The 26,562-nt window shown below is 61.7% G+C and carries 25 protein-coding genes; 13 read left to right on the plus strand and 12 right to left on the minus strand.

Annotation, left to right across the window (positions count from 1 at the left end; translation table 11 throughout):
* The first annotated feature begins 68 nt into the window (after nt 1–68).
* The 6 genes from IF10I1_RS19690 to IF10I1_RS19715 all read left to right on the plus strand — a co-directional run bounded on the left by IF10I1_RS19690 (nt 69) and on the right by IF10I1_RS19715 (nt 6,974).
* Entirely contained in the window at nt 69–320 is a 252-nt protein-coding gene (locus IF10I1_RS19690) for a DUF1427 family protein (RefSeq protein ID WP_094462699.1), read from the plus strand.
* A 40-nt stretch (nt 321–360) separates the two neighbouring features.
* Nucleotides 361–1,050, plus strand: coding sequence for a hydrolase (locus IF10I1_RS19695; RefSeq protein ID WP_094462700.1), 690 nt, complete (start codon nt 361–363; stop codon nt 1,048–1,050).
* Nucleotides 1,051–1,211: 161 nt separating this feature from the next.
* Nucleotides 1,212–3,062, plus strand: coding sequence for an amidohydrolase (locus tag IF10I1_RS19700; RefSeq protein WP_186391494.1), 1,851 nt, complete (start codon nt 1,212–1,214; stop codon nt 3,060–3,062).
* An 11-nt stretch (nt 3,063–3,073) separates the two neighbouring features.
* A complete protein-coding gene (locus IF10I1_RS19705) occupies nt 3,074–4,693 on the plus strand; it encodes an MFS transporter (RefSeq protein ID WP_244293781.1) in 1,620 nt (539 codons plus the stop codon).
* A 230-nt stretch (nt 4,694–4,923) separates the two neighbouring features.
* Nucleotides 4,924–5,754 (plus strand): alpha/beta fold hydrolase, encoded by an 831-nt coding sequence (locus IF10I1_RS19710; RefSeq protein ID WP_122518976.1) that lies wholly within the window; start codon nt 4,924–4,926, stop codon nt 5,752–5,754.
* A 191-nt stretch (nt 5,755–5,945) separates the two neighbouring features.
* A complete protein-coding gene (locus IF10I1_RS19715; protein ID WP_186391496.1) occupies nt 5,946–6,974 on the plus strand; it encodes a homoserine dehydrogenase in 1,029 nt (342 codons plus the stop codon).
* Between the two features lie 51 nt (nt 6,975–7,025).
* Here the strand turns inward: IF10I1_RS19715 and IF10I1_RS19720 are convergent, their stop codons facing one another.
* Nucleotides 7,026–7,937 (minus strand): AraC family transcriptional regulator, encoded by a 912-nt coding sequence (locus tag IF10I1_RS19720; protein WP_186391497.1) that lies wholly within the window; start codon nt 7,935–7,937, stop codon nt 7,026–7,028.
* Nucleotides 7,934–8,899 carry a helix-turn-helix domain-containing protein gene (locus IF10I1_RS19725; protein WP_186391498.1) on the minus strand — a complete coding sequence of 322 codons (966 nt, stop codon included), beginning with the start codon at nt 8,897–8,899 and terminating at the stop codon, nt 7,934–7,936. Before IF10I1_RS19725 ends, IF10I1_RS19720 begins: the two co-directional genes overlap by 4 nt.
* A gap of 250 nt (nt 8,900–9,149) precedes the next feature.
* On the opposite strand from IF10I1_RS19725, the gene IF10I1_RS19730 reads away from it, so the two are divergent.
* The 3 genes from IF10I1_RS19730 (at nt 9,150) to IF10I1_RS19740 (ending at nt 13,119) form a co-directional block, all read left to right on the plus strand.
* Complete coding sequence (locus IF10I1_RS19730) at nt 9,150–9,761, plus strand: TetR-like C-terminal domain-containing protein (protein ID WP_094462706.1); 612 nt, start codon at nt 9,150–9,152, stop codon at nt 9,759–9,761.
* 192 nt (nt 9,762–9,953) lie between these two features.
* Nucleotides 9,954–11,417: a catalase gene (locus IF10I1_RS19735; protein WP_186391499.1), complete on the plus strand. Its 1,464-nt coding sequence runs from the start codon at nt 9,954–9,956 to the stop codon at nt 11,415–11,417.
* A 172-nt stretch (nt 11,418–11,589) separates the two neighbouring features.
* Complete coding sequence (locus IF10I1_RS19740; protein ID WP_186391500.1) at nt 11,590–13,119, plus strand: VOC family protein; 1,530 nt, start codon at nt 11,590–11,592, stop codon at nt 13,117–13,119.
* A gap of 263 nt (nt 13,120–13,382) precedes the next feature.
* Here the strand turns inward: IF10I1_RS19740 and IF10I1_RS19745 are convergent, their stop codons facing one another.
* The 3 genes from IF10I1_RS19745 to IF10I1_RS19755 all read right to left on the minus strand — a co-directional run bounded on the left by IF10I1_RS19745 (nt 13,383) and on the right by IF10I1_RS19755 (nt 16,823).
* The gene (locus tag IF10I1_RS19745; protein ID WP_186424621.1) at nt 13,383–14,510 is read right to left on the minus strand and encodes an amidohydrolase family protein; all 1,128 of its coding nucleotides are present in this window, start codon (nt 14,508–14,510) and stop codon (nt 13,383–13,385) included.
* 307 nt (nt 14,511–14,817) lie between these two features.
* Nucleotides 14,818–16,158 (minus strand): HAMP domain-containing sensor histidine kinase, encoded by a 1,341-nt coding sequence (locus IF10I1_RS19750; protein ID WP_186391502.1) that lies wholly within the window; start codon nt 16,156–16,158, stop codon nt 14,818–14,820.
* Complete coding sequence (locus IF10I1_RS19755) at nt 16,155–16,823, minus strand: response regulator transcription factor (protein ID WP_122521023.1); 669 nt, start codon at nt 16,821–16,823, stop codon at nt 16,155–16,157. Before IF10I1_RS19755 ends, IF10I1_RS19750 begins: the two co-directional genes overlap by 4 nt.
* Before the next feature lie 367 nt (nt 16,824–17,190).
* On the opposite strand from IF10I1_RS19755, the gene IF10I1_RS19760 reads away from it, so the two are divergent.
* Both IF10I1_RS19760 and trpB read left to right on the plus strand, forming a co-directional pair.
* Nucleotides 17,191–17,979, plus strand: a complete 789-nt coding sequence (locus IF10I1_RS19760; RefSeq protein WP_186391503.1) for an AraC family transcriptional regulator — start codon at nt 17,191–17,193, stop codon at nt 17,977–17,979.
* A 170-nt stretch (nt 17,980–18,149) separates the two neighbouring features.
* Entirely contained in the window at nt 18,150–19,382 is a 1,233-nt protein-coding gene (gene trpB / locus IF10I1_RS19765) for a tryptophan synthase subunit beta (RefSeq protein WP_186391504.1), read from the plus strand.
* A gap of 85 nt (nt 19,383–19,467) precedes the next feature.
* Here the strand turns inward: trpB and IF10I1_RS19770 are convergent, their stop codons facing one another.
* The 3 genes from IF10I1_RS19770 to IF10I1_RS19780 all read right to left on the minus strand — a co-directional run bounded on the left by IF10I1_RS19770 (nt 19,468) and on the right by IF10I1_RS19780 (nt 21,594).
* Nucleotides 19,468–20,472, minus strand: a complete 1,005-nt coding sequence (locus IF10I1_RS19770) for an NAD(P)-dependent oxidoreductase (protein ID WP_186391505.1) — start codon at nt 20,470–20,472, stop codon at nt 19,468–19,470.
* Complete coding sequence (locus IF10I1_RS19775; RefSeq protein WP_244293783.1) at nt 20,465–21,097, minus strand: TetR family transcriptional regulator; 633 nt, start codon at nt 21,095–21,097, stop codon at nt 20,465–20,467. Before IF10I1_RS19775 ends, IF10I1_RS19770 begins: the two co-directional genes overlap by 8 nt.
* Nucleotides 21,098–21,246: 149 nt before the next feature.
* Entirely contained in the window at nt 21,247–21,594 is a 348-nt protein-coding gene (locus tag IF10I1_RS19780; protein ID WP_186391506.1) for a cupin domain-containing protein, read from the minus strand.
* Nucleotides 21,595–21,966: 372 nt separating this feature from the next.
* On the opposite strand from IF10I1_RS19780, the gene IF10I1_RS19785 reads away from it, so the two are divergent.
* Nucleotides 21,967–22,374: an ester cyclase gene (locus tag IF10I1_RS19785; protein ID WP_122518987.1), complete on the plus strand. Its 408-nt coding sequence runs from the start codon at nt 21,967–21,969 to the stop codon at nt 22,372–22,374.
* Between the two features lie 200 nt (nt 22,375–22,574).
* On the opposite strand, the gene IF10I1_RS19790 is transcribed toward IF10I1_RS19785, so the two are convergent.
* From IF10I1_RS19790 to IF10I1_RS19800, 3 genes are all read right to left on the minus strand, one after another.
* On the minus strand, nt 22,575–23,465 hold the full coding sequence (locus IF10I1_RS19790) for an SDR family oxidoreductase (protein ID WP_186391507.1): 891 nt from the start codon (nt 23,463–23,465) through the stop codon (nt 22,575–22,577).
* A 77-nt stretch (nt 23,466–23,542) separates the two neighbouring features.
* Nucleotides 23,543–24,532 carry a zinc-binding alcohol dehydrogenase family protein gene (locus IF10I1_RS19795; protein ID WP_208977090.1) on the minus strand — a complete coding sequence of 330 codons (990 nt, stop codon included), beginning with the start codon at nt 24,530–24,532 and terminating at the stop codon, nt 23,543–23,545.
* Between the two features lie 2 nt (nt 24,533–24,534).
* Complete coding sequence (locus IF10I1_RS19800) at nt 24,535–25,143, minus strand: NADPH-dependent F420 reductase (RefSeq protein WP_122521025.1); 609 nt, start codon at nt 25,141–25,143, stop codon at nt 24,535–24,537.
* Between the two features lie 150 nt (nt 25,144–25,293).
* On the opposite strand from IF10I1_RS19800, the gene IF10I1_RS19805 reads away from it, so the two are divergent.
* Nucleotides 25,294–25,653, plus strand: a complete 360-nt coding sequence (locus tag IF10I1_RS19805; RefSeq protein WP_186391509.1) for a helix-turn-helix domain-containing protein — start codon at nt 25,294–25,296, stop codon at nt 25,651–25,653.
* A 177-nt stretch (nt 25,654–25,830) separates the two neighbouring features.
* Here IF10I1_RS19805 and IF10I1_RS19810 read toward each other — a convergent pair whose 3' ends face one another.
* On the minus strand, nt 25,831–26,517 hold the full coding sequence (locus IF10I1_RS19810) for a type 1 glutamine amidotransferase domain-containing protein (protein ID WP_186391510.1): 687 nt from the start codon (nt 26,515–26,517) through the stop codon (nt 25,831–25,833).
* Nucleotides 26,518–26,562: the final 45 nt, after the last annotated feature.

Consider the following 26,562-nt stretch of genomic DNA (forward strand, 5'->3'; position numbering starts at 1 on the left):
GCGTCTGAGCACATTCAAGGCGTGATGCGTCAGCATCGCAAGACTTGGTATCACGGGGAGATCAGTCCATGGGCCAGCTTCATCCTTACCTTCTTTCGCTGGCCGTTGGCCTGGGAATCGGCGTGCTCTATGGCCTGCTGTCGGTCCGGTCGCCTGCGCCTCCCATCATCGCCCTGCTTGGCCTCCTGGGGATGCTTGCAGGTGAAGCAGGTGTCCAGTGGTTCAAGGGCCACAAGAACCTTGTCCAGGCAGTGCTGCACGAAAAATCCTTCGCCCTGCCGCGCACCGGTGAGGCAGCGAAGAAAGACGGCACCGCCTGAGGTGCTCGCCAGTTCTCCCATCACACGAAAGCGAACACAGATGTCCAGCAAGCTACAGGTTCTCACCCCTCAGAACAGCCAGCTTATCTTCATCGATCAGCAGCCGCAGATGGCCTTTGGTGTCCAATCCATCGACCGGCAAACCCTGAAGAACAACGTCGTAGGGCTTGCCAAGGCGGCAAAGGCCTTCAAGATCCCGGCGACCATCACAAGTGTGGAGACGGAAAGCTTCTCGGGCCCGACCTTTCCGGAACTGCTTTCGGTGTTTCCCGAGGCTCCTATTCTGGAGCGCACGTCGATGAATTCCTGGGATGATCTGAAGGTCCGCGAGGCCTTGGCAGCCAATGCCGCGGACGGGCGCAGAAAGATCGTTGTTTCGGGTCTGTGGACCGAAGTCTGTAATCTGACCTTCGCCCTCTCCTGTCTCGCCGACACCGACTATGAAATCTACATGGTGGCCGATGCCTCGGGCGGAACGTCCGTTGACGCGCACAACTACGCCATGGACCGTATGGTGCAGGCCGGGATTGTCCCTGTTACCTGGCAGCAGGTCCTGCTCGAATGGCAACGTGACTGGGCACGGCGTGACACCTACGAAGCCGTCATGGCCATCGTGCGGGAGCATTCCGGGGCCTATGGCATGGGTGTCGACTACGCCTATACCATGGTTCACAAGGCTCCCGAGCGCACAGCGCACGGCCCGGTCATGCCGCCCAAGCCTGCGGCCTGAATGATGTGACCGGCCCGGCCGGCTGTCCCGCCGGGATCAGCCGCCGGCTCCGTGCATCTGGGTGCTGCCCTCTTCCCATGCCATCCGCCGCATCACCGTGACGCCGTGACGCCTTCCCGGCGGTGCGGCTGCGGATTGGATGCGCCGCCAAGGAGAAAGCCATGACTGCCCACGATCTGATCATCATCAACGCCAAGGTGACGACCCTCGACCGGCAGAACCCTTCGGCTGATGCCGTGGCGATCCGGGACGGCAGGTTCCTTGCCGTGGGTCCGGAGGCGGAGGTCCGGGCCGCTGCCCCGGACGCCGGGATCATCGACGCAAAAGGGCGCCGGTTGATTCCGGGGCTGATCGACAGCCACACCCATATGATCCGCGGCGGATTGAACTACAATATGGAGCTTCGCTGGGATGGCGTCCCGTCGCTTTCCGATGCGATGATGATGCTGAAACGGCAGGTCGACCGCACGCCTGCGCCCCAATGGGTGCGTGTCGTCGGCGGCTTCACTCAGCACCAGTTCGCTGAAAAACGCCTGCCGACGCTTGAGGAAATCAACGCCGTCGCGCCTGATACGCCCGTCTTCATTATGCATCTGTATGATCGCGCGCTGCTCAACGCGGCCGCATTGCGTGTCGTTGGCTACACGAAGGACACGCCCAATCCTCCCGGCGGCGAAATCGTCAGGGATGGCGCAGGCAATCCCACCGGCCTGCTGCTGGCGCAGCCCAATGCAACGATCCTCTATTCGACGCTGGCCAAGGGGCCGAAGCTGGATCCCGAGTACCAGATCAATTCGTCCCGCCATTTCATGCGCGAGCTGAACAGTCTCGGAGTGACCAGCGTGATCGACGCCGGCGGCGGTTTCCAGAACTATCCCGACGACTATGAGATCATCGAAAAACTTCACGCCGGCGGACAGCTGACGGTTCGCATAAGTTACAACCTCTTTACCCAGAAGCCCAAGGAGGAGCTGGCGGATTTCTCAAGCTGGGTGAAGCAGGTCTCGCCCGGGCAGGGTGACGATGTCTACCGCCACAACGGCGCTGGCGAGATGCTCGTCTATTCCGCCGCCGATTTCGAGGATTTCCGCGCCGAGCGCCCGGACATGCCGCCGGATATGGAAGCCGATCTGGAACCCGTCATCCGTCTCCTGGCGGAAAACCGCTGGCCCTGGCGGTTGCATGCCTCTTACAACGAAACGATCGATCGCGCGCTTGACGTGTTCGAGAAGGTCAACCGCGACATTCCGCTCTCCGGCATCAACTGGTTCTTCGACCACGCCGAAACGATCACCGACCGCAACATCGACCGGATCGCCGCGCTCGGCGGCGGCATTGCCGTACAGCACCGCATGGCGTTTCAGGGTGAATATTTCGTCGAGCGCTACGGGGCAAAAGCTGCAGAGCGCACGCCGCCCGTCCGCCGGATCATGGAGGCGGGCGTGGCGCTGGGCGCCGGCACGGACGCAACCCGCGTGGCCAGTTACAATCCATGGGTTTCGCTTTCCTGGCTGGTGACGTCCAGAACGGTCGGGGGGCTTGCCCTTTATCCGCAACAGGACCGCCTTGACCGGGAAACAGCATTGCGGCTGTGGACCGAAGCCAACACCTGGTTCTCCAACGAGCAGGGGAAGAAAGGGCAGATCAAAGCGGGTCAGCTTGCCGACCTCGCTCTGTTGTCCGGGGACTATTTTTCGGTGCCGGAAAGCGGCATCGTTCACCTGCGGTCGGTCCTGACCATTCTCGGCGGCAAGGTCGTGCATGGCGAGGGTGACTACGAGCGCCTCGCACCGGATCTTCCCGCGCCGATGCCGGACTGGTCGCCGGTCGCAACCTTCGGCGGCTACCACCGGACAACGGAAACGCGCACCCGGATGATGGTGAATTGCGGTTGCGCGAGTGGTTGCGCGGTTCACGGGCACGATCACGCTGCAGCGCTTGGCGCAAGTGTTCCGGCATCAGACGCCCGTACCTTCTGGGGTGCCCTCGGATGCGGCTGCTGGGCTGTCTGACCTTGTCCGCAATGAACCCTTCATCCAGGACGAACGAGGAAACCGCCATGAGCGAGATACGGCACGAGAAGGCCCCCGGTCCGCTTGACTTCCCCGTCTACCGGGCGCTGTGGATCGCCACGGTGGTTTCCAATGTCGGCACATGGATGCACGATGTCGGCGCCGGATGGCTCATGACCTCGCTGTCGCCGAGCCCGCTGCTCGTCGCGCTGGTCCAGGCGGCGACGACGCTGCCGATGTTCCTGCTGGCGCTTCCGGCAGGCGCGCTCGCCGACATCGTTGACCGCCGCAGGATGCTGATGGCGGCGCAATTGCTCGGTCTGCTGGCGGCCGCACTTCTGGCGGTTCTGACCTTGCTGGATCTCGTCACTCCCGAGGTGCTGCTGGCTGGGACTTTCGTGCTCGGCACCGCTGCGGCCCTGAGCGCTCCGGTGTTCCAGGCGGTCGTGCCCGAACTGGTGGACAAGCAGGCATTGCCGGATGCCATTGCGCTGAACAGCCTCGGCGTCAACATCTCGCGTGCCATTGGTCCGGCGCTCGGCGGGGTCATCGTCGCGTTTGCCGGAATACCGGCCGTCTTCGCGTTGAACGCACTGTCGGTCGTGGCGGTGCTGGCCGTCCTTTACACATGGAAGCGCCCGCCAACCGCTCACGCCCTGCCGCCAGAGCACTTCTTCGGTGCGCTGAAGGCGGGCTACCGATACACGCGCCATTCGCCGGCGATGCAGCTCGTGCTGGTCCGGGCGGTGGGGTTCTTCCTGTTCGGAAGCGCGCTCTGGGCCATGCTGCCGCTGATCGCGCGGCGCGGGCTGGGGCTCGATGCCGCCGGCTACGGTGCCCTGCTCGGCTGCATGGGGGCCGGTGCGGTTCTGGGCGCGATCCTGCTGAAGCGGTTGCGCAAGACGGTTCCCGCCAACACGATCTCCGTCGGGGCGACGGTGTTTTTTGCTCTGTCGACGCTGGCTCTGGCGCTCGCCAACAGCGCCTGGATCGCCGGGGCGGTCATGTTTTCCGCCGGCCTCGCCTGGATCGGAATGCTGACGTCGCTCAATGTCGCGGCACAGATGGCATCGCCCGGATGGGTAAAGGCGCGCGCGCTCGCCGTCTACATTCTCGTGTTTCAGGGAGCCATGACGGGCGGGAGCATCCTGTGGGGCTCGATCGCTGCCAGCACCAGTGTCAGCACCGCTCTTGTGGCCGCCGCCGCCGGGCAGGCGGCGGCGCTGATGCTGGCCTTCCGCTGGCGCCTGCCACAGGATTCAGCCTCCGATCTGTCGCCTTCGAATCATTGGGCCGAACCGGTGGTGTCGGTGCAGCCAGCGGGCGACCGGGGGCCGGTCCTTATCGAGATCGAATATCAGATCGAGCCCGCGCGGCTTCCCGAGTTTGTTGCGGCGCTGCGCAATTTCCGCTCCTCGAGGCAGCGTGACGGCGCGATACGGTGGGACGTATGGGAGGATGCTGCGGAGCCTGGGCGGGTCATCGAGAGCTTTGTCGTCGAAAGCTGGATCGAGCATCAACGGCAGCATGCCCGGGTAACGCGCACCGATCAGCTGGATCAGGCAACCATCAACGCATTCCATGCTGGCGACCGGCCGCCGATCGTGCGTCATCTCCTGCGGCCCTTGTGACCGGGCACTGACAGGGAGCGCGCCGTGCCATCATGTTCGGGGGCCGGAAACGGCCTGCTGCGGCCACCGGTCCGCAAGATCGGCACTTGCACAGCAGCTTCCGCGCCGCAGCACTTTCGCCAACCCGCTAGAACCAACATGCGAAAAGCAGGTGGCAAGCGTTGCGAGCGCCGCTGCGAGGGCCTGCCATTTCGGACATCCGCTCAACCTGGTTTGGAAGGAGACGTGCAATGGCAACTATCACCACATCCGATGGGACAATCCTCTTCTACAAGGATTGGGGGCCGAAAGACGCGCAGCCCATCATGTTCCACCATGGCTGGCCGCTGAGCGCCGACGACTGGGACACCCAGATGCTGTTCTTCCTGTCCGAAGGTTACCGGGTGATTGCGCATGACCGGCGCGGCCATGGCCGCTCCAGCCAGACTGATACCGGCAACGACATGGACACATATGCCGCGGACGTGGCTGAACTCGCTAGGGCGCTCGATCTGCGCGACGCGGTCCATATCGGCCATTCGACCGGCGGCGGCGAAGTCACGCGCTATGCGGCGCGTGCCGAACGTGGCCGGGTGGCCAAGGCCATTCTGATCGCGGCGATCCCGCCGGTGATGGTGCAGTCCGGCGCCAACTCTGACGGTGTTCCGATGGAGGTCTTCGACGGGTTGCGCTCCGCGCTGGAGACAAACCGGGCGCAGTTCTACCGTGACCTGCCTAGCGGACCCTTCTACGGCTTCAACCGGGAAGGTGCGAAGGTCAGCCAGGGCCTGATCGACAATTGGTGGCGCCAGGGTATGAGTGGTGGCGCCAAGGCGCATCATGACTGTATCGAAGTATTCTCGGAAACCGACTTCACGGAGGATCTGAAGGCACTCACAGTTCCCGTCCTGATCATTCATGGCGAGGACGATCAGATCGTGCCGATCGGGAACTCGGCCTATAAGGCGATCAAGCTCGTCAGGGACGGGACGCTGAAGACCTATCCCGGCCTGTCACACGGCCTGTTCGCCACCCATCCGGAGGTGGTGAACCCGGATATGCTGGCCTTCATCCGCGCCTGAGATGGTTGGTCAAGGGGCCCGGCGGTCGCGGATTGCGTGACCGCCGCAGGTGCTCTTTCGTGCAGTCCTGCCCGCCGCAGCCGGCGCAGGGATGCCGGTCCGGAAAGAGCCGGGTTGTGGGGGAAACATGTCCGGCTTTGTCGGAGGCATTGGGATACGGGCCAGATGCTCAAAGATAAGGCGTTGAAACTATGAATGTCGTCAGGGTCGCGATTGCCGGTTTCGGAGGCGTGGGCCGCGCCACGGCCAATCTTCTTCTGGCCCGGCGTGAACGCTACCGGCAGGTCTATGGGGCCGATATTCGCCTCGTCGCCATCTGCGGATCGCGAGCCGGCCTGGCCGATCCGGAAGGATTGGACGCCGGGCGCCTTGAGGCGCTGGAGCCGGGCCTGACTGGCCCGGCCTTCGTCGAGGCGAGTGATGCCGGCATCCTCATCGAGGCAGGCCCAAGCGACTTTCGCACCGGGGGTCCCGGCCTCGCCTATATTCGGTCCTCGCTTTCGGCGGGGCGCGACACCATCGTCATATCGAAGGGCGCGCTGGTCCACAGCGGACCGGAACTGCGGGCCCTGGCGCATTCTTCGGGGGCGATGCTGAAACTCAGCGGCGCCGCTGCTGCCGCACTGCCGGCGCTTGACCTTCTCGAGCACAGCCTGAAAGGCTGCGAGGTGCTGGAAATCGAGGGCATTCTGAACGCGACCACCAATTACCTGCTGGATGCGATGATGAACCAGAACCTCGGCTTCGACGAAGCGCTTGCGCGCGCGCAGGCGGGCGGGTTCGCCGAAGCCGACCCGCGCAACGACACCGAGGGCTGGGACACCGCCTGCAAGCTTCTGATCCTTGCCAATTTCGGCCTCAATACGGGTCTGACGATGGACGGCCTCGCCGTCGATGGTATCCAATCGGTCACGGAGCAGCGCATCGCTGCATGGCGCGAGCAGCGTCTGGTTCCAAAGCTCGTCGGGAGCCTTGTCCGGACGGGAGGCGTGATGCGGGCAACTGTGGGCATCCGGACCTACCCGCCGGACGATCCGCTCGCCCATGTATCGGGGAAGAACAAGGCGGTCCGCATCACCACCGATGCCATGGGCGAGACGATCGCGTTCGGATCCGGCACGGAGCCTCTCGCCACAGCGGCCGCCGCACTGAAGGATCTCGAACATATCCTCACGGCAAGAGCGGTGCAGGCCACCTATCGTTCGGGAACAAGGCCATGACGGGCTAACTCCATCGCCAGGCTTCCCGCCGCCAGGCGCCGTCATCGAAAGTCATTGCGGCGTCATAGAACACAGCGGATCGCAAACCGCCCGGCGATAGTCGGTCGGGCTCATGCGCTGATGCTTGATGAAAATCCGGGCCAGCACCTGGTTCGACGAATATCCCACCTCCTGCGCGATCTGGGTGACCGGAAGGTCCGTTGTCTCAAGGAGCTCGCAGGCTTTCTCCATCCGCAGCCGGGTCAGATACACCCGTGGCGGCACCCCGACGCTCTGCTTGAACATGCGGGCGAAATGAAAGGGGGAGAGGCGCGCTTCAGCGGCCAGTTCGTCGAGGCTGATGTCCTCCGAAAGCCGGGCGTGCATAAGCTCCAGACACCGCCGCTGCGCCCAAGGAGCAAGACCACCCTTGGCAGCCGTCAACGGTGCCCCGCCCAACCGGCACAACTCAGCCAGAATCTCCAAACCTGCGGCGCGCGCCAGCAGCCGGGAAGGTACCCCCTCGTCATTGCAGAGAGCCCACAGGTTCCGCAGCGCGGAGCGGATGGCCGGTGAGTCGAACACCCGGCCGTAGATGGAGAGGCTGTCGAGCGAGAGCCCGCCGCTGGCGGCGTCGTCAAGCACGCCTTGCCATTGCGCCACAGGGAGAGCCAGGCTCCGGAGCCGATGGCTGCCGTCATTGATCACCGTGGTCGCGAAGTTCGGCGCGGCGACGGCAAGGGCGCCTTTCACGGTTGTCATGTCGAAGCGGCCGCCTCCCAGATCTCCCTGGACACGGCTGCAGCCAAGCATGTCTTCAATCAGGACGATGTCCGGCAGCGCCGGGCGGGACATGTCCCCGGCAGGCCGCTGGATCTCAAGAAGGTCGAGAATTGCGCCCGGGGATTTCATCGACCGCACATAGGACGAATGCTGGCCTGTGCTGTGCCATTGGGCGAATGAGGCATGGGCATCGATGGTCATTGCCGTCCCTCCAGAGGCGAGCGCGCGCGAAGCGGGCCTGGGGCGCGAAGCGGGGCGCGAACTGGGGCGCGAACCGGATCGCGAGCGGTCCGGCGGTAGTCGGACGGGCTCATGCGTTGATGCTTGAAGAACACCCGGGCGAGGACCTGGTTCGACGAATATCCCACTTCCTGCGCGATCTCCGTGACCGGAAGGTCTGTCTGGGCCAGGAGTTCGCAGGCTTTCTCCATTCTCAGCCGGGTCAGATAGACCCGTGGCGGCACGCCGAAGCTCTGCTTGAACATCCGGGCAAAATGAAAGGGTGAAAGGCGCGCTTCAGCGGCCAGTTCATCGAGGCTGATGTCCTCCGAAAGCCGCTCCTGCAGCAGGTCAAGGCAGCGCCGTTCGGCCCAGGGGGCAAGGCCGCCCTTTGCCGAAGTGAAAGGTGCTCCGCCGAGCCGGCACAATTCGGCCAGTATCTCGCAGCCTGCGGCCTGCGCCAGCAAGCGCGAGGGTGCTCCCTCTTCATCGCACAAGGCCCAAAGATTCCGGACCGCCGAGCGGATCGCTGGCGAGGCAAATGCCCCCATGCACAGTTTCTGATAGTCGAGAGAAAACTGTCCTCCGGCGGCTTCATCCAGAATAGGCTGCCACTGCGCCAGGGGAAACGACAAGCTGCGCAGCTCATGCTCGGCGTCGACAATGACCGTGTTTGCAAACCGCGGAGCGGAGAGAAAAAAGCTGCCTTTTCCGCTCTTCACGCTGAAGCGCCCGCCTCCCATATCGCCGCTGACGCGGCTGCCGCCATGCAGGTCCTGATACAGGACGAGATCCGGGACAGCGGGATCGGACATGTCCCCGGCCGGTTGAGAGGCCTCCAGAAGATGTATGATGCCACCAGCTGACTTCATCGTACGCACATAGTGCGCAAGGTGACCATTGCTGTACCATTGGGCAAAAGAATGATAGGCAGGCACGGTCATGCTGTGTCTCCTATGCTTTCGGCAGCCCTCCTAATCCGGGCCGGCAGCTTGATTCGTGCCGCTCAGACCGGCTGTAGACCTAATTAGTCAAAGCAAATATCTTTCTTCCGGAGGCGTATGAAAGGCATTGCCGCGATCTTCGTCTCCGGTTCTCTGAAATCAATCAGGAATAGACGTTGAAGCCCGCCTCAATCTCTTCTCACTCACAGGTTGAAACGCTACCGTTCCATCCACTGTGGAGAACTTTTGAATGGAACGCAAGAGTATCGACCTGATAAAAAGACGGAAGCCGAGCGGGGCGGCGGTCATCCGGCCTGAACTGACGACGGCGCTGTTCAGAGCCTTGTTCGAGGAGTGGGCAGAAACCGGTTTTGCGGCCGTCAGTCTGGAGCGCGTGGCGGCACGGGCGGGCGCAGGCAAGGCGGCGATATACCGGCGCTGGCCCTCGAAGCTGGAATTCGCATGCGAAGCGATACGCAGTGTCGAGGTCATGCGGCTGGGAGCCACAGACCAAGGCTCTCTGCAGGCGGACATCAGGGAGTATCTCAGAGCGACGCGCGCGGTCCTGCGGCATCCACTGGTCCGCCGTATAGTCCCCGATCTGGTTGCCGAACGTCTGCGATCGAACGAACTGTCGGCAATGCTGGATGGCGTTTCCGAGGCACGGCGGCAGTTCGGACACCAGCTGCTTGATCGCGCCATTGCCCGCAACGAATTGCGCGCCGACGTCGACAGGGGGGTGGCGCTCGATCTTCTCTTTGCTTCCCTCTACTCGCGCATGATCATCCGGGGGAAGAGCTTCACGAAGGCTGAACTCGACAGGCTGGGCATCGCCCTGCATGCCGCCATCAGGAACTGTTGACGCCCCGCCAGTACCACGGGAGCTCGCGGCACACCGGCATGGTGACAATCCTTCCATTTGCCCCCGGCGAAACATCGCAAGAACGGCATCGTCACCGCAGGGGCTGCGACGCCCTGCCGGCGCAGTTCGTTAGCTTGTTCAGCGGATATGCCGCCAGACGGCGCGCGGTGTGGACGAGAGGAAGGATTGAGCATGCCTCCGCAGGATGACCGGAACTCACGCCTGACGACAACCGCCGGCGCACCCGTTGCCGACAACCAGAACAGCCTGACCGCCGGTGACCGCGGTCCGGTGCTCATGCAGGACTGGAAGTTGATCGAGAAGCTGGCCCACCAGAACCGGGAACGGATCCCCGAGCGGGTTGTTCACGCCAAGGGCTGGGGTGCGCATGGGACACTCAGAATAACGGGAGACATCTCGCACCTGACCTGCGCCAAGGTGCTGCAGCCCGGCACCGAAACGCCGATGATCGCGCGCTTCTCGACGGTTGCGGGGGAAGCAGGAGCGGCCGATCATGAACGGGACGTTCGCGGTTTTGCGCTCAAGTTCTACACCGAAGAAGGCAATTGGGATCTGGTGGGCAACAACACGCCGGTTTTTTTCGTCCGCGACCCGGCCAAGTTCCCGGATTTCATCCACACGCAGAAGCGCCACCCGCGCACCAATCTGCGATCGGCAACGGCGATGTGGGACTTCTGGTCCCTGTCACCGGAAAGCCTGCATCAGGTGATGATCCTCTTTTCCGACCGCGGCCTGCCAGTCAGCCCGATGCACATGAACGGATACGGCAGCCACACCTACAGCCTGTGGAACGGCAAGGGCGAGCACGTCTGGGTCAAGTTTCACTTCAAGACCTCACAAGGCCACCGCCACTACACGAATGCCGAGGCGGAAGAAGTCGTCGGCAGAACCAGGGAAGGCTATCAGGAAGCCCTGTTCAACGCGATCGAGGAGGGCAACTATCCTCGCTGGATCGTGCAGGTTCAGGTCATGACCGAAACCCAGGCGCGCGAGTTGCCCTTCAACCCCTTCGACGTTACGAAGGTCTGGCCCCATGCCGGGTTTCCGCCGGTCGGGATCGGCGTGCTCGAACTCAACCGCAATCCGGACAATTACTTTGCCGAAATCGAGCAGCTGGCCTTCAGCCCATCGAACGTCGTGCGCGGCATCGGCCATTCGCCGGACAGGATGCTGCAAGGCAGAATCTTCGCCTATGCGGACGCTCACCGCTACAGGCTCGGCACGCATTACGAGGCGCTGCCGGTCAACCGGCCTCTGTGCCCGGTGCATCATTATCACAAGGATGGGGCGATGCGCTTCTTCGGCAACATGCCCAACTCCGATGCCTATTACGAGCCCAACAGTTTCGGCGGTCCAACGGAGGATCGCTCGTTTGCCGAACCACCGCTCCAGATTGAAGGTCCGGCTGACCGGTTCGATCACCGGGAAGGAAACGACGATTTCAGCCAGCCGCGCGCGTTGTTCCTGCTGTTCGACGACGCGCAGAGAGCACGGCTGTTCGCCAACATTGCCGCCGCGATGGGCGGTGTTCCCGGCTCGATCATCGAGCGGCAGGTCGAGCTTTTCCGGCAGGTTCATCCGGACTTCGGCGCCGGAGTATGCGCTACGCTGGACGAAATCGATCCGCAATTCTGATCCCGCGGGCCTGAAGCACTTCCGATGAAAACGAAGCGTGCTCCAGATCCTTGTCTTCACGCAATCCCGGACGCGAAACCGGTTCCGATTTCTGCTGGAGTTGCTCTAGGCGGAAGCCCGTCCGAAGGTCCATAACCATAGGAAGAAACCAAGTGCGGAAGGTATCAGCGGAATGACCAGCGGCATACATCACGTCACCGGCATCACCTCCAATGTGCAGGCCAACGTCGACTTCTATGCCGGCTTTCTCGGGCTAAGGCTTGTGAAGCGCACCGGCGGCTATGCGGATGCCGAGCAGTTGCACCTCGTCTACGGAGATGGCATCGGCAGTCCCGGCTCGTTGCTGACGTTCCTTGTCTGGGAAGCGGCAGGCCGCGGCCGCACGGGCATTGGCCAGGTATCGGAAGTGACGCTGGCGGTGCCGCCTGCCTCGCTCGGGGACTGGATCACAAAGGCACTTGCCGCCGGCATACCGCTCGAGGGCCCATCCCGCGAGTTCGGGGAGCCGGTCCTCCGGCTGAAGGATCCGGACGGGCTGATCGTGAAGTTGGCGGGCGTGGACATGGCCACGCCAGTACCGCTTCCGAACGCTCCCACCCGGCTGCGGGGCGTCACGCTTCTGACGGACAAGGCGGTTGAGACCACAAGCTTTCTGACACGTTTCGGGTACAGGGAAGAAGGCCGCTCCGGTGTTACCCGGCGCATGGCGTCCGATACCGACATCATCGATATCAGGGAGGTCACAGGTTTCGTGCCTTCCGTGCCCGGCGGCGGAGTGCCTGACCATGTCGCCTTTCGCGCGAGCGGGATCGATGATCTCCGCTCCATGCGGCTTTCGCTGAAGGATCACGGGCCCACCGAGGTGCATGACCGGAAGTATTTCACCTCCCTCTATGTTCGCGATCCCGCCGGGATATTGATTGAATATGCGACCGACGGGCCGGGCATGACCGTCGACGAAACGCCGGACGGGCTTGGCCGGACGCTATTCCTGGCCCCGCATGATGCCGGCCGCGCGGAGGATCTGGAGGCGATGCTTCCGCAATTCGCCCTTCCCGGCGAAGAGCGGTTTCCGATCCGCGGCCTCCCTTTCATTCACCGCTTCAACAGGCCGCAGCAGCCAGACGGTACGGTCTTGGTGCTGCTGCATGGCACCGGCGGCAATGAAGCCAGCCTGATGCCGGCCGCACGGCGCATAGCACCGCATGCGGTGCTGCTTGGTGTGCGCGGCCGCTCGACCGAAGAGGGAACCAACCGCTGGTTCCGCCGCACCGGTGCAACGGCATTCGACCAGCAGGACATCCGCGGTGAAGCAGAAGCCTTCGCAGCGTTTGTCGAAGGCGCTGTAGCCGGCTATGGCCTTGATCCCGGGAAACTCGTCTTCCTCGGTTATTCCAACGGTGCCAACATGCTGGCGGCGGTCATCCAGCTTCATCCTGGCACCGTGCGCCGCGCGGTTCTGCTGCGTGGTATCCAGCCCCTGGAGACCCCGCCGGCCCTTGACCTGTCGGATACGCGCGCACTGGTGCTGACCGGACGTGATGATGAGCTTGCCCGTCATGCGCCGGCTCTGGCAGACGCCCTTGTGGCTCGGGGCGCGCATGCCGGCAGCCTGGAACTTCCGGCCAGTCATGAACTCACCGCTGCGGACATCACTGAAGCCACTCAGTGGATTCAGCAGGAGCTCTCAATGAAGAACTAGTCCCTTTGCGCGGGACCCCCGCCCGGACAACCGGCGCGGCTTCTGTGCCGGGAAGCCTCATGGAGCGTTCCATCGCGGCGGTTTCTAGCGAGGCCGTATTCATCCGGCTCCTGCTTGTTGCGACCGGTTCGGTGCCTTGCACCCATCGGCCCCGCCCGGCACGCGAACGAGGCGGCGCCTCTCATACCAATTCTCGATGAGCCCGGCTCATCGAGAATTGGTCAAGCCCGTGCGGCGCTTGAGCATTTTCAAGGCGTGATGCGTCAGACCTTCATGCCGAACAGCTTTTCCGCATTCCGGAACGCGATCTTTTCCTTGTCTTCCCGTGGCAGATCGACCGCCCGGAACCAGTCGGTCTGTTGCTTCATGTCTGCAAATGGGTAGTCGGTTGCAAACATTACCCGATCCGCGCTGATGTACTTCAACAGAAGATGAAGAAGTTCATCCTGGGGGAACGCGCTGGTTGTAAACCAGAAATTGTCATGGAAATATTGCTCGAACGGCTTGTCCAGGGTGCGTTCGGTGACTTCGCTCATCTTTTCCACGATGCGTTCGTAGAAGAACGGAAGGCCCTCGCCCATATGGCCGATGATGATCTGGAGCCTGGGATGTCTGTCGAATACCCCAGACGTGATCATTCGAAGGCATTGAGTGACAACTTCCTGGTGCCATCCATATGCCGAGATGCTGAGGACCTGGTCCTGGAACTCCGCCTGATATTCCGGCCGCATATTGCTGTAGTAGATTTGGAAAACTTCGTCTGGAGGAATGCCTGGATGGATGTATATCGGCACATCAAGGGTTTCGGCACGCGCCAGCACGGGTTCAAAGTCGGGATGATCGAGGAATTTCTTCCCGATGATCCCATTGGTCAGGGCTCCCAGCAAACCATCCTCCCGCACTGTGCGCTCCAGTTCGTCCGCTGAGGCTTCCGGACTCTGCAACGGCAAGGTTGCAAATCCCTGGAACCGCCCCGGATAGGTGGCCATCGGTCCCTCGACAATCAGCCTGTTGAGACGATAGGCAAAATCGATGCCCTCCTGACCGGGGATATTCTGCACGCCCGGCGTATGTGCGGAGAGGATCTGGACGTTGATCCCCGCTTCATCCATTGCACCGATGCGGCGCGGGCCAAGTTCGGCAAGACCGGTCCCCTCAAGGAACAGCCTGTCATTCCGCTCCATCAACTCATAGGTGGAAAAGGTCTCTTCTGTGCCGATAAATGGCAGGTCCTGGTCTCGCAGGTAGATGTCCGAAATCTCTTTCGCTGAGGCACTGGAGATAATGGCAGGCGCGGACAATCCGGCACCAACACCAAGTGCAGCCGCGCCGCCGAGAAAACTGCGGCGCCCCATCGCGAGGCTCTGCTGGGGGTTTTCGATCCGTTTCATGTCAATTTCTACTCCGATATTGCATTGCGCAGTTCGGGTGCGCCTTTCGCGCGACAAAGAGTTCAGTCCAACCCACAGAAGTCTGTGCCGGGCCATTGCTGCCTGTTGTTGACGCTGTCTCGAACTTTGTCTGCAGCGCCTACCGTCGAGGCCCAAGATTGCGGGAACGTTGTGCGCCGTGCTGATCGGCGAAGGAACAGAAGGTCAACCGCTCATATCGAGGGATGACCGGCCAGCCGGGCACCGGAGGTCTTTACTGCATGATCCGGGCGCCGGGTCTGCGACACTCCAGACCGCATACAACGCCCTATTCAGAAAGCCGCGGTAACGAGATCTCGAAAACGGCCCCTCCACCAGAGGCGTCACCCACTGTGACGCGCCCCTTATGCCGCGCTACGATATCGCGGACGAGAGCAAGCCCCAGCCCTGCGCCCTGGTCGAGCGGGGCTACCCTTCCGAAGGGTTCAAAAATGACGTCGCGATACTCCTCGGGAATGCCCGGACCTGTATCGGCGACCCTCACTTTGACATCAGAGCTGACTGTGACGCTGATGATGGACTTTTCGCCCCCATGATTTACAGCGTTCTGGATCAGATTCTGCAGAGCGCGAGATAAGGAAGGCGGATCGCAGAGGACCGGAACATTCTTGGTCTCGGCGTCGAAGACAATCGTGCTTCCCGCCGCAATCACGACGGGCGCCATGTCAGCAGCAGCCTCTGTCGCCAGTTCGACGAGATTGGTGCGTTGAAACTGCGGAACTTCGGCCACGAGGCGCTCGAGATCGAGCAACTGATTGGCGAGATTGGCGAGCCGCGCAACATCCAGCATAAGTTTCCCATGGTGCTCGCCGCCATGCATCAGTTCCAACCGTGCTTGCAGGATGGCAATTGGCGTACGCAATTCATGGGCGGCGCCGGCAATAAACCGATGGCGGCGCTCGATCCCGTCGTCGAGGCGCTGGAGGGCTGCATTCACCGCGCGAACAAGCGAATGGAGTTCGCCCGGTACCCGGTCCGCCGATAGCCTTGTGCCACGCCGCTCGAAGTCGATCTTGCCGGCATCGAGCGCGACCTGATCGACGCCGCTCAGTTCCCTGCGCACGATCCGCGGAATGATAAGAAACGAGGCAAGAGTCAGGAGACAGAGAAGGCCGACGAACACCGGGTTGCCGAATGCAGAACGAATGCCGATTTCGGGACCATTGCCAACGACAATCCAGATGCGCCCCATCTCCCCTTCGTGGCGCCTGAGGAGGGCGACCACGTCTTCATTCGGACCCAGGCCGGAAATATTGGCTGAGCGCACGGTCTTGAGCGCCTCAACCATGGTCAGCAACCGGTCCGGGATTTCGCCCCACTGCACCGAATGACCATTTGCATCGAGCGCGTAGAACCACAGGTCGGGATAGCCGGTTGCGTCTTCCGCGAGTTCACTGCCCATGACGAGTTGCCATCTGCCGTCCTCGCCGACCACGATAGCGTTGGCAATGTCATTGATAATATCGCTGTCGTAGCGCAGTTCCTCACTGAGGAAACGATAGATTGGCACTGCGGCAATGGCAGTGAAGGCAATCAGCACCAAGGCCTGCATGACCACGATCAGCCATGTGAGGCGAGTGCGCAAGGAGTTGGATCCCAAAAGCTTCATGGCGCCGCTTTCAGGAGATACCCGATCCCACGTATCCCATGAATCTCGACGCCCGCCGAGGCGAGCTTCTGCCGCAGCCTCGATATGTGAGAATCAAGTGTGTTGGAGGCAATCTCGTCGTCGTAGCCATATACCGCCTCTTCAAGAGCCGGACGGGCAACTGTCCTCCCTGCTCGCCGTACCAGAACTTCGAGTGCCAGCAATTCCCGCCGGGTAAGATCGAGCGGCACGTTGCCGATGTAGGCCTGCCGCTCGGTAAGGCTGAAGGACAGCCTTGCGACTTTGACCGAGCTGGCTTGCAACTGAGCGGGCCGGCGCATGACAGCGCGAAGCCTTGCCAGCAGCTCAGCTACGGAAAATGGCTTGGCAAGATAGTCATCCGCCCCGGTATCGAGCCCAGCGATTCTCTGGTCTGGGGTACCGAGAGCGGAGAGGACGATCACTGGTATCCCGGCGCTTTCCTTGCGCAGCAAGGGAATGAGAGCGAGCCCATCGCCGTCGGGCAATTTGCGATCCAGCAACACCGCGTCATGAAGGCCGCCGCGACAGGCTTCCTTTGCAAGTTCGAGGGTCCGCACGTGGTCGACCAATATGTCCTGTCTGCCGAGCGCGACGGTCATCAGGTCTGCCATCTCCCCTTCGTCTTCGACCAATAGAATGCGCACGCAAGACCCCTTCGGTTTCACGACATTTCTAACAGGGAACATTGCCTCAAGGTTGCGGGAAATGGAGGCCGGGCCTGTAACCGAAACTCGTAAAAGGACTTCTTTGCACCGGTCGGTCGGCCAAAGTCCAACCATCCTAGCATCGGCGAAGCCCTCCAATTGGATATGTCTTGGAAGCGTTGATTACTGTTGTTCACCGCTCATGGAAGACTTTGCAGCCTGTCGGGCCAGAGCGCGCTCGGGCGGTCTGCCGGCTCTTGGGGGAGCGAAACGGCTCAAGCGATGCTTGTGCTCCAGGCCATTGAAGTCACTGTGCTCGAAATCGGCTAAGCTTGTTGTGTAGAGTGACACGCGCCGGACGCTTTCGATGACGCAGGTTGAAACGATGAGCTTTGCCCAGCAGCAAGCTAACCTCTTGCGTGCTCACGCAACGGCAAGCCGTTTTGATCCCCACTTTCATAGCACGTACTCGATAGTGGCTCTCAAACGGGGGGCGGCCGAGATCAAGTCGGCCAGATGGAGTGAAACCGCCCGTGCGGGCGATATCTTCTTTTTCAATCCCTACGAGGTCCACTCGGCGCATTGCTCTCAGGATGGTGCTGAGTACGACACCTTGTACCCATCCATGGAGTTCTTCAGCCGATGCCTCGGCACTGAGCATCATGACGGACCTCTCAGCATCCAGACCACCATTCTCAAGCGGAGCTCGGAGACCAAGGAGTTTATCGAGGCCCTGTGCACGCCTGCGCTCGATGGCAATTCCGTGGAGGTTTCACTCCGGCGGATGCTCTCAGCTTGCGCTTTCTCGACAAGTTCCGCAGACGAAGGCACCAGCGCGCTCGCGCGCAGAGCCTGTATGCTGATCCGGAAGAACAGCACGCGTGCAATGCGGACCGAGGCGCTCGCGCGGGAAATGGGCGTGCATAAGAGCCATCTCGTCAGGGCGTTCAGCACTGCGGTGGGCATGGCACCTCAGACCTATATACGTCAGGTACGCGTGGCGAAGGCCAGGGAGTTGATTTCCGAGGGCTTTCCGATCAGCGAGGTCGCGCTCATGCTGGACTTCAGCGATCAGGCTCACCTCACTCGAGAATTCAAAAAGGTCTATGGGGTGCCACCCGGCGCGCTTTCGAGAGCCCTTGGGAGACGTCGATGACAGATCGGCGCTTCCCCCCATCAAGTGCTTTCACAAGATTAAGCTGACAGCTACGCAGTCTTGCCTGTCTTCGCGGCGTTCGGCCGCCGCCAACACGGCATGCAAATCCTGTTCAATACGCCATACGGAGGGTCGCATAAGCTCGGCACTGAAACGTCGAGGTTATTAAGATGCAACAAGATGATCTTCCGTATTTGAGGAAATTCCCTGATGCTTCGGGGCGTTTTGGGCGGTTTGGCGGCAATCATTATCCCCCGGACGTGTGGCCGGCACTTCAGGAACTCGAAGCAACCTATCTGGCGTTACGAGATACGCCGGACTTTCAGCACGCCCTTGATATGGTTCGCGCCGGGTTGCAGGGGCGCCCGACACAGGTCCACTTTCTCAAAACCACCACCGCGGAAGTGGGGGGTGCGCGCATATACGTAAAGCGCGAGGATCTGAACCATACGGGCGCGCACAAGATCAATCATTGTGTCGGGTTCGCACTGCTCGCCCGCAAGATGGGCAAGCGGAAGCTGATAGCTGAAACCGGGGCCGGGCAGCACGGGGTCGCGCTGGCCACTGCCGCCGCCTATTTCGGTCTCGAGTGCGAGGTTCATATGGGCGAAGCCGACATCGGCAAGCAGAGCTCGAATGTCGGACGCATGCGCCTTCTCGGTGCGAAGGTGGTTGCTGCAAGCGCTGGGCAGTCTGCCTTGAAAGAGGCGAGCGACTCCGCATTCAGCGCCTATGTCGAGCAGCATGAACACGCCCTCTACGCAATCGGTTCGGCGATAGGGCCGCACCCCTTCCCCATGATCGTGAGAGATTTCCAGTCGGTCGTGGGACGGGAGGCTCGCAGTCAGTTCCTGTCGCTGAGCGGGGGCTCTTTGCCCGGCCACGTCGTTGCCTGCGTAGCTGGCGGATCAAACGCGATGGGCCTCTACTCGGGTTTCCTCGAGGATCCAACCGTTGCTCTCCATGCCGTGGAACCTCTTGGAACGTCACATGAAACCGGGAAACATGCTGCGACGCTTTCCTTCGGAACCTCGGGAACCCTTCATGGCGCGCAGTCCATCGTTCTGCAGCAGGAAGACGGGAAGCCCTCGCAGGTGTCCTCGGTCGCATCGGGCCTCGTCTATCCCGGGGTTGGGCCAGAGATCGCGATGCTGCATGAGGAAGGCCGCATAAAGGTCTCGGCTGTCTCCGACAAAGAGGCGATCAGCACCTTCTTCCGCATTGCAAAGTCTGAAGGGATCATACCAGCGCTCGAAAGTTCCCACGCGCTCGCCTTCGCGATCCGGCTGGCAGAGCGCAGCCCTGCGTCGGAAAGCATCCTGGTGAACCTGTCCGGCCGAGGCGACAAGGATGTCGATTTCGTTCTGAAAGAATTCCGGGACGCAGACAGCCTTGAGATCTAGCCCTGCTCCGCGTCCCCGGGCACCCGGTCATGCCGGCGGGAAACCGCGGTTACCTTTCAGGCAAACGCGGTGAGACGGTTTCCATTCAGGCCAAAGCCGGCGTGTTGCCTCGCGGCGTCCATGCTCTCAGCTCGGCCAGCCCTTCCTCCCAGCCAATGACCGGTTGATAGCCAAGTTCCTGTTTTGCCTTGGAGATATCGAGCGTGATCTCAACGGCACTCGTCGCATATTCTTGAAAGCTCAGAGGTCCGCGCAGACGGCCTCCGGACAAGCGATAAAGACCATCGCTCACTCGAGCCAACAGGCGCAGTACGGAGCGCGGCACTGACTTGTCAGGAGGCGAGATCCCTCGTGTCGCGAACAGACCTGTCACGGTATCCCTGAACGGCCGGGCCGGGCCACCGTCGCTGATATGATAGATTTCACCGGCCCGCCCCTTGGTGAGCGCCAAATCGGCCGCATGGCACAGATTGCCGGCATGCGTCGTGGAGGAAAGGTAATCGCCGCCGGAGATCCAGGCGAATTGTCCGCTTCGCACCATGGCCGCGAGCGTGGGCAGGGCTGTGGTGTCGTCGCGTCCCCAGATCATACGGGGGCGAAGGACAATCACGGCCATGGCGTCACTGTTCCCTTTCAACGCGACCTTCTCCGCTTCGGCCTTGCCGGCGGAATAGGCTCCCGCATGACGTACCGGGACGGGATGGCTCTCATTGACGTTGCGCAGGGGATGGCCATCCTGCAGCACCGAGTCCGAACTGATGTGCACAAGGCGTCTGATACCCGCAGCAGAGGCGGCGGTGACGACGGCCTCGGTGCCGCAGACGTTATCTTCATGAGCGTCCCGGCCAGGCCCGTGGTCGAGGTTGGCGGCCGCATGCACGAGTTCTGTCGCCCCCACCATGAGCGGTTCGAGGTCATCGTACCGCATGTCACCTCGAACCGCGGTGGCCCCCAATTCGGTGACGACCGCCGCGCCTCGATCGCTGCGGGCGAGCCCTGTCACGCGATGTCCGGCAGTTGTGAAGTGGCGAATGAGGTTTCGTCCAACATAGCCGCTGGCGCCGGTGACAAAGATATGCCGTTCAGTCACTCGAATTCTCCCCGATGAGTGTGCCTGTTCGGGCAAGCGTTGTGATGTCGTCGAGGATTTCAGCACGTTCGGCCTCGCTCCAGGCAACCAAATCCATGTGCTGCTGGAACTTGAATCCTTCGAGAGCAAGCCACGCCAGCCGTGTCGTGCGGGCGTCGGCAGCGGCCTCGATCAGCCCCGCGCGCAATTTCTCCTGGTTTGCCCGAAATTCACCACGAAGCGCTTCATCCTGCATCAGTGCAGAGATCAGGCCGAGGACGGCGGCGTTGCCTCCACTCACCCATTGCATCCGCTTGGCGGCTTCGATCCTGCCGAGCAGCGGCGCATCCAACTCTCCGGCGAACTGCGCTTCGCAACTCGCATTGAAGACGTTGTCAGCTTCGATTGTCCTTGCGACGAGGGCAGCCAGGAGATCACGTTTGCTGGTGTGCTCGTAAAGCACCGTGGCCTTGGAACCCCCCGCCTCTTTCGCAACAGCGCCGAGAGTCAACACGCCGTCGCGGGCAATAACGCGTTCCACAGCGTCAAGAATATTTGACTGATCATGTATGCGAGGCCGGGGCACGCAATTCTCCCTGTTTATTTCCGACCGTTCGGAAATAAACAGGGCCTGCTCAGATGTCAAGAGGTTCACCCGCCGGCCTCACCGCGCCTAAACCGCCGGAAATCCGGCTTCCGCGCCCGAGGCGGTGCTCAGGACACGCCGTGACGCTCAGGCCGCATCGGACGCCTCTTTCCCCGTTCCAAGGCCGCAGTGCGTTGTTCCGCGATATGCTATTCCGCTTCTGACCAGTGAGGATACGTGACATAGGCGGTCAGCGCGCCCTCTGCGTGAGAGCGAATGATCACGGCGTTCCCCTTCGGCATATAGATGATCTCGCCAGGACCTGCGGTCAGGGTCTCGCCACCTGCTTCGACCGAAACCCTTCCTTCCAGGACCACCATTACGTCATCGACGACGATGGTGGTCTCCAGCACCTGGCTGGGGCCATACCGTCCATATCCGACAGTGACCGGCCCCCCTTGCCGTTGATCCGCCAGGTTCGCGGCAAAGATGTCGGCGTCCTGTCCGGGCGAGCGTTCGAATACGGCATCGGCTGGTTGAAACCTGAGGACTTTCATCTCTTTCCTTTCTGAATTCCGGTGCAGTCAGAGGTCATCGAGACCGGTGCGTCCCGCGGTGATGCCGGCGTCGCCTCTCGAGTTCGGAAGGAGATCAATCCGCCTGCGGAAATGATCATAGGCAACGGTCTTGGAGCCACCGGCTCGCTCGGCGCGGCGTGCAAGCGTGCGCCCATCTGTTCCCTCTTTCCCGGCCATAGGTCGTGCAATTTGGAGAAGTTGGCGATGCGCTCCTCATGGGACAGACGCGCGGCACCGGCCGATGTCTCAAGTTTCGTCGTGGCCACGCTGAGGGAACATCTCAATCGTAACTTGGTTCCCGTCTCCGTCATGATTTCAAGAGTGCTTCAGAAATCCGGAAGGAGATGAGCAATGTCGGAAAGAAACATCGAACTGATGCGGCAGATGGCCGAATTCGAAACCGCGCACGACAGAGACCGGCTTTTCGCCCTCTACACCGACGATGTGATCTTTCGCGATGTCGCGTTGGATGTGCTCGCGACGGGAAAAGCCGAAGTGAGACGACTGCTGGAATCCGTTTATGCTGCGATGGAAGGGTATTCGATGACCTTGACCTCAGTTTACGCCGATGAGAATGGCGGTGGAGCGGAATGGATCATGGCGGGCAAGCACACCGGCGATTTCATGGATTTTCCGGCGACCGGCGTCTCGTGGGAACTGCGCGCGGCCTCAATCATGCGTTTTTCCAACGGTCTCGTCAGTCATCGCAGCGATTATTGGTCGGTTTCGAGTTTCACCAAGCAGGTGGGGCTTGAGTGAAATACCTCACGAAAACAGGTCGTCTGCTATGCGGACGGACCCGTCATCCGGCGTCCCTGGCCATCCGAGCGATGCCGCCCAGGGTGAGGGCAATTAAGGGAGATGCCAGGGGCTCACAGGTGATTGCGCTCCGGGGCGGGAAGGCACAGTGGTTGGACCCTCCCGCCTCTCGACAGCCATGATCCGATGGCTCTCCCGGACTAGTTTCCGGTTTCGAGTTGGCGGTCAGCAAAGCTGGCGCGCAGGAACTCAGCTGGCGTTACCGGCTTACGGCCAAGGAGTTTTTCCAGATCCCCGGTCTGGCCGTCCCACTCGCCGGTGTTGACGCCATGGACCCAAAGCAGCACAAAGCCGGCGGCGGGCTCGGGCAGGCCGGCCGTCATGAGCTGGGCGATGTAGTCCTGATCCGAAACCATGTTGTAAGGCACCGGCTTGCCCGTGATTTCCGTCAGGATCTGAGCGACATCCTGGAAGGAGGCCGCCGGGCCGCCATACAGCGAATAAGACTTGTTCTCATGACCGGATTGGCTCAGGACAACGGCATGCGCTTCGGCAAGATCGTCACGGCATGCATACGCAGCTTTGCCTGTACCGGCGGGCGCGTGGACCCCGGTCTCCAGCGCATTGCCGCCAACGTAGAGTTCGACATTGTCGAGAAATGGCGGATGACGGACGAGCGTGTACGTCAGGCCGGAGGATTTGAGTTTTTCCTCGACAAAGCGGTCCTCCTCGGTGACTTGCGGCAGTATAAAGTCAGACCCGGCTTTGCGGATAATCGGCATGAAAACGATGTGCTGGACATGGGCTTCCCGTGCCGCATTGATCACGTTTTCATGCTGGGTATTCCGGTCTGTAAATGCCGTCGCCGACACGAGCATCACCTTCTCGATGCCCTCGAACGCACGCACCAGCCCGTCATAATCCAGGTAGTCGCCCTGGCGGATCTCGACCCCCTTGGCGGTAAGATCTGCCGCTTTGACCGGATCGCGCGCGAGACCGGCAATATCATTGGCGGGCACCCGGTTCAGAAGATGGTTGAGGGTCATGCGGCCGATTTTGCCGGTAGCGCCGGTGACGAGGATTTTGGACATGGATTTTCCCTTTCGGTTCATGGGGGCGCAGCTCAGTTGCGCCAAGCTCTGACTTGAGTGGGGGCGAGCTGGATCAGTCAGGCGGCAATCACGATCTTTCCGATCGTACGCCGGCTCTCGAGTTGTTCATGTGCGGTCTTCATGTTCTGGGCGGTCAGTCCGTCGAGCCGAGTGGAAACGATCGGGCGCAGCCCCCCAGAGGCAACGCGATCGGCAACCTCGGCAAGGATCTCGCTCTGGCTGGCGAGATCGAAGCCGCTGATCACCTTCGCGAACACCATCTCGGTATGGAGAGAGATGGATTTCGACACGATTGGGCTGGCGTCGAACGGCGGCGCGATATCGACCGCCGACAGGTGCCCGAATGGCCGCAGCAGCTTCGCGATCCAGCTTAGGTTTCCAGCCGTTCCAGCGGTGGAAAACACCATATCCACCTGATCAATCTTGGCGGCGTGGAGTTGAGCGGTCACGTCCTGGCTGTGATCGACGACCAGGTCGGCCCCCATCGCCTCGCACCATTCCTTGGTTTCCGGACGTGAGGCGGTGGCAATTACAAAGGCGTCTGTCCTGGCTTTCAGCAACTGGATTGCCATGGAGCCCACACCGCCGGCGCCGCCGATGACGAGCACACGGTCAACACCGGACGGCAGCGTGCCGCGATCGCGGAACACCGCCTCCCATGCCGTCAGGCTCCCGATAGGCAAGGAAGCGGCATCGGTGAAAGCAAGCTGATCGGGGATCCAGGTGACGACACGATGGTCGACGGCAAGACGTTCTGCCCAGCATCCGTCGCGGGTGAGGTCGCCGGTGCCCATTACACGGTCACCGGCGGCAAAACCCTTTGCCTTTGAACCGGCCTGGAGCACTACTCCGGCGAATTCCCAGCCCAGAATAACGCGACCGCCTGCCCCGGCGCTGCGCACGCTCCTGATCAATGCCTCGCCGGGATTGACCCCGACCGCCCGGATGCCAACCAGAAGATCGGCATCACGCAGCTTCGGTTCGGCGACTTCCATCTCCTCGATCGCATAAGCATCGAGAGTGTGGGCCTTCTCGTAAGCAAGCACTCTCACAGCACGAACCGATCGGCCAGGGTGAGATTGAGGCCCGCCAAGGGGCCACCGACCTGCTGCTGCCTGCCACCGATCGCGAGAGTCCCGAGATCGACAGCGGCGAAGCCGGCCTGTTCCAGCACTTCACCCAGCGCTTTCTTCACACCAGCATCGTCCCCCGAGAGGAAGAGAACGGTTCTCGGTTTTTCGGGCGATGTGTCATTGATCCACTGCATGGGGACTGTGTTGAACGCCTTGACCACTTTGGCGCCCACCGCCAGATCGGCAACGATTTCGCTCGACGTGCGGCCCGAGAGGTCGCCAAGATCGCTTGGATTTTCGCGGTTGATCCGGTTTGTGGCGTCGATCAGAGTGCGGCCGGACCAGTCCGGGACCGATGCGAGAGCGTCCGGGACATGTGCCCACTCGACGCTCAGCACGACAACGTCCTGCTCGGCGGCTTGCTGCGGGGTCCCGGCGGACGCTCCCCGGCCCAGATTCCGGACGACCTTGGCGAGAGTGGCTGGCCCGCGGCTGTTGCTGAGCAGGACCTCGTGGCCAAATGGCAGTATGTGGCGCGCAATCGTCTGTGCGACCTCACCTGCTCCGATAAACCCGAACTTCATGCAGGCCTCCTGGAATTCTGCATCCGCTGTGTTGGCTCGGCGATCATCGAACGCCTCGCGCGTCGACATCGCCGCCCGACCCAGTTAAGACAGGGCAGACTTTGGTTCCAGTACCGACTATTTTGTAAGTATCGAATTTAGGAGTTCACGATGACCGAGACGACTTTCCAGTGTGGCCTGGAAGCGGTTCTGGCCATTCTTGGCGGCAAGTGGAAGCCGCTGATCGTTTATCATCTGGCCGGCGGTTCCAAGCGCACCGGTCAACTCCGCAGGCTCGTCACCAATGTGAGCGAGAAAATGCTGATCCAGCATTTAAAGGAACTGACGGACGATGGCGTCATTCGCCGCATCGATTTCCAGAAGGTGCCACCGCACGTCGAATACGAACTGACGGATTTGGGCCGAAGTCTGACCTGCCTGCTCGCGCCGTTATGCGAATGGGGAACCCTTCACAGCGACAAGGTGGCGGCGATCGTGAAAAAGCGGGAACAGCCGGCGAAGGTCGCTTAGGGGCCTTGCCGGGAAGCGGTCAGTTCGGCAGAGCGCTCTACCCTTGCACAGACAGTTATTCGGACCGGCCAAAAACTGAACCAACGGCAGCACGGAGTGCCGGGGAATGCCCCGGCACCGTCTTGTGATCTCAGCGGACGAGGTGCTGCACTCACGAATGAAGACGGCAACCGGCGCTCATGCCGGTTTCTGCAGCACTTCGACGAGACGTTCGGCAGCCGGGGCCGAGGAAGCCGGGTTCTGGCCGGTGATCAGCAGGCCATCCTGTACGAAGTACGGACCCCAGTCAGGCCCCTTCGAATAGAGGCCACCCTTGGCCTGCAACTCGTCCTCGACGAGGAACGGCACGACTTCCGTCAGGCCGACGGCAGCCTCCTCGCTGTTGGTGAAGCCGGTGACCTTCTTTCCTTCGACGAGCGGACGGCCGTTCGGCGCCTTAACGTGACGGAGCACGCCCGGCGCATGGCACACCAGCGCGACCGGTTTGCCGGCGGCAAGGAAACTTTCGATCAGCGCCGCCGAGACCGGGCTTTCGGCGAGATCCCACATCGGGCCGTGGCCGCCTGGATAAAAGACCGTATCAAAATCAGCCTGGGATATGCCGGCGAGCTTCACGGTATTCGCCAGCGCTTCTCGCGCCTCGGCGTCGGCCTCGAAGCGGCGCGTGTCCCCGGTCTGGAAGGCGGGCTCGTTGCTTTTGGGATCAAGCGGCGGCTGGCCGCCGTCCGGCGAGGCGAGCGTGATCTCGTAGCCGGCTTCCTTGAACACATAATAAGGCGCGGCCAGTTCTTCGAGCCAGAAACCGGTCTTGCGGCCGGTGTCGCCAAGCTGGTCATGCGACGTCAGGATCATCACAACTTTCATGGCTTCATTCTCCAATAAGATGTTGCAGGCCCGGGCCGGGCAGCC

It is taken from the genome of Pannonibacter sp. I15F10I1 (genome assembly GCF_900185665.1).
Classification (GTDB): domain Bacteria; phylum Pseudomonadota; class Alphaproteobacteria; order Rhizobiales; family Stappiaceae; genus Pannonibacter; species Pannonibacter indicus.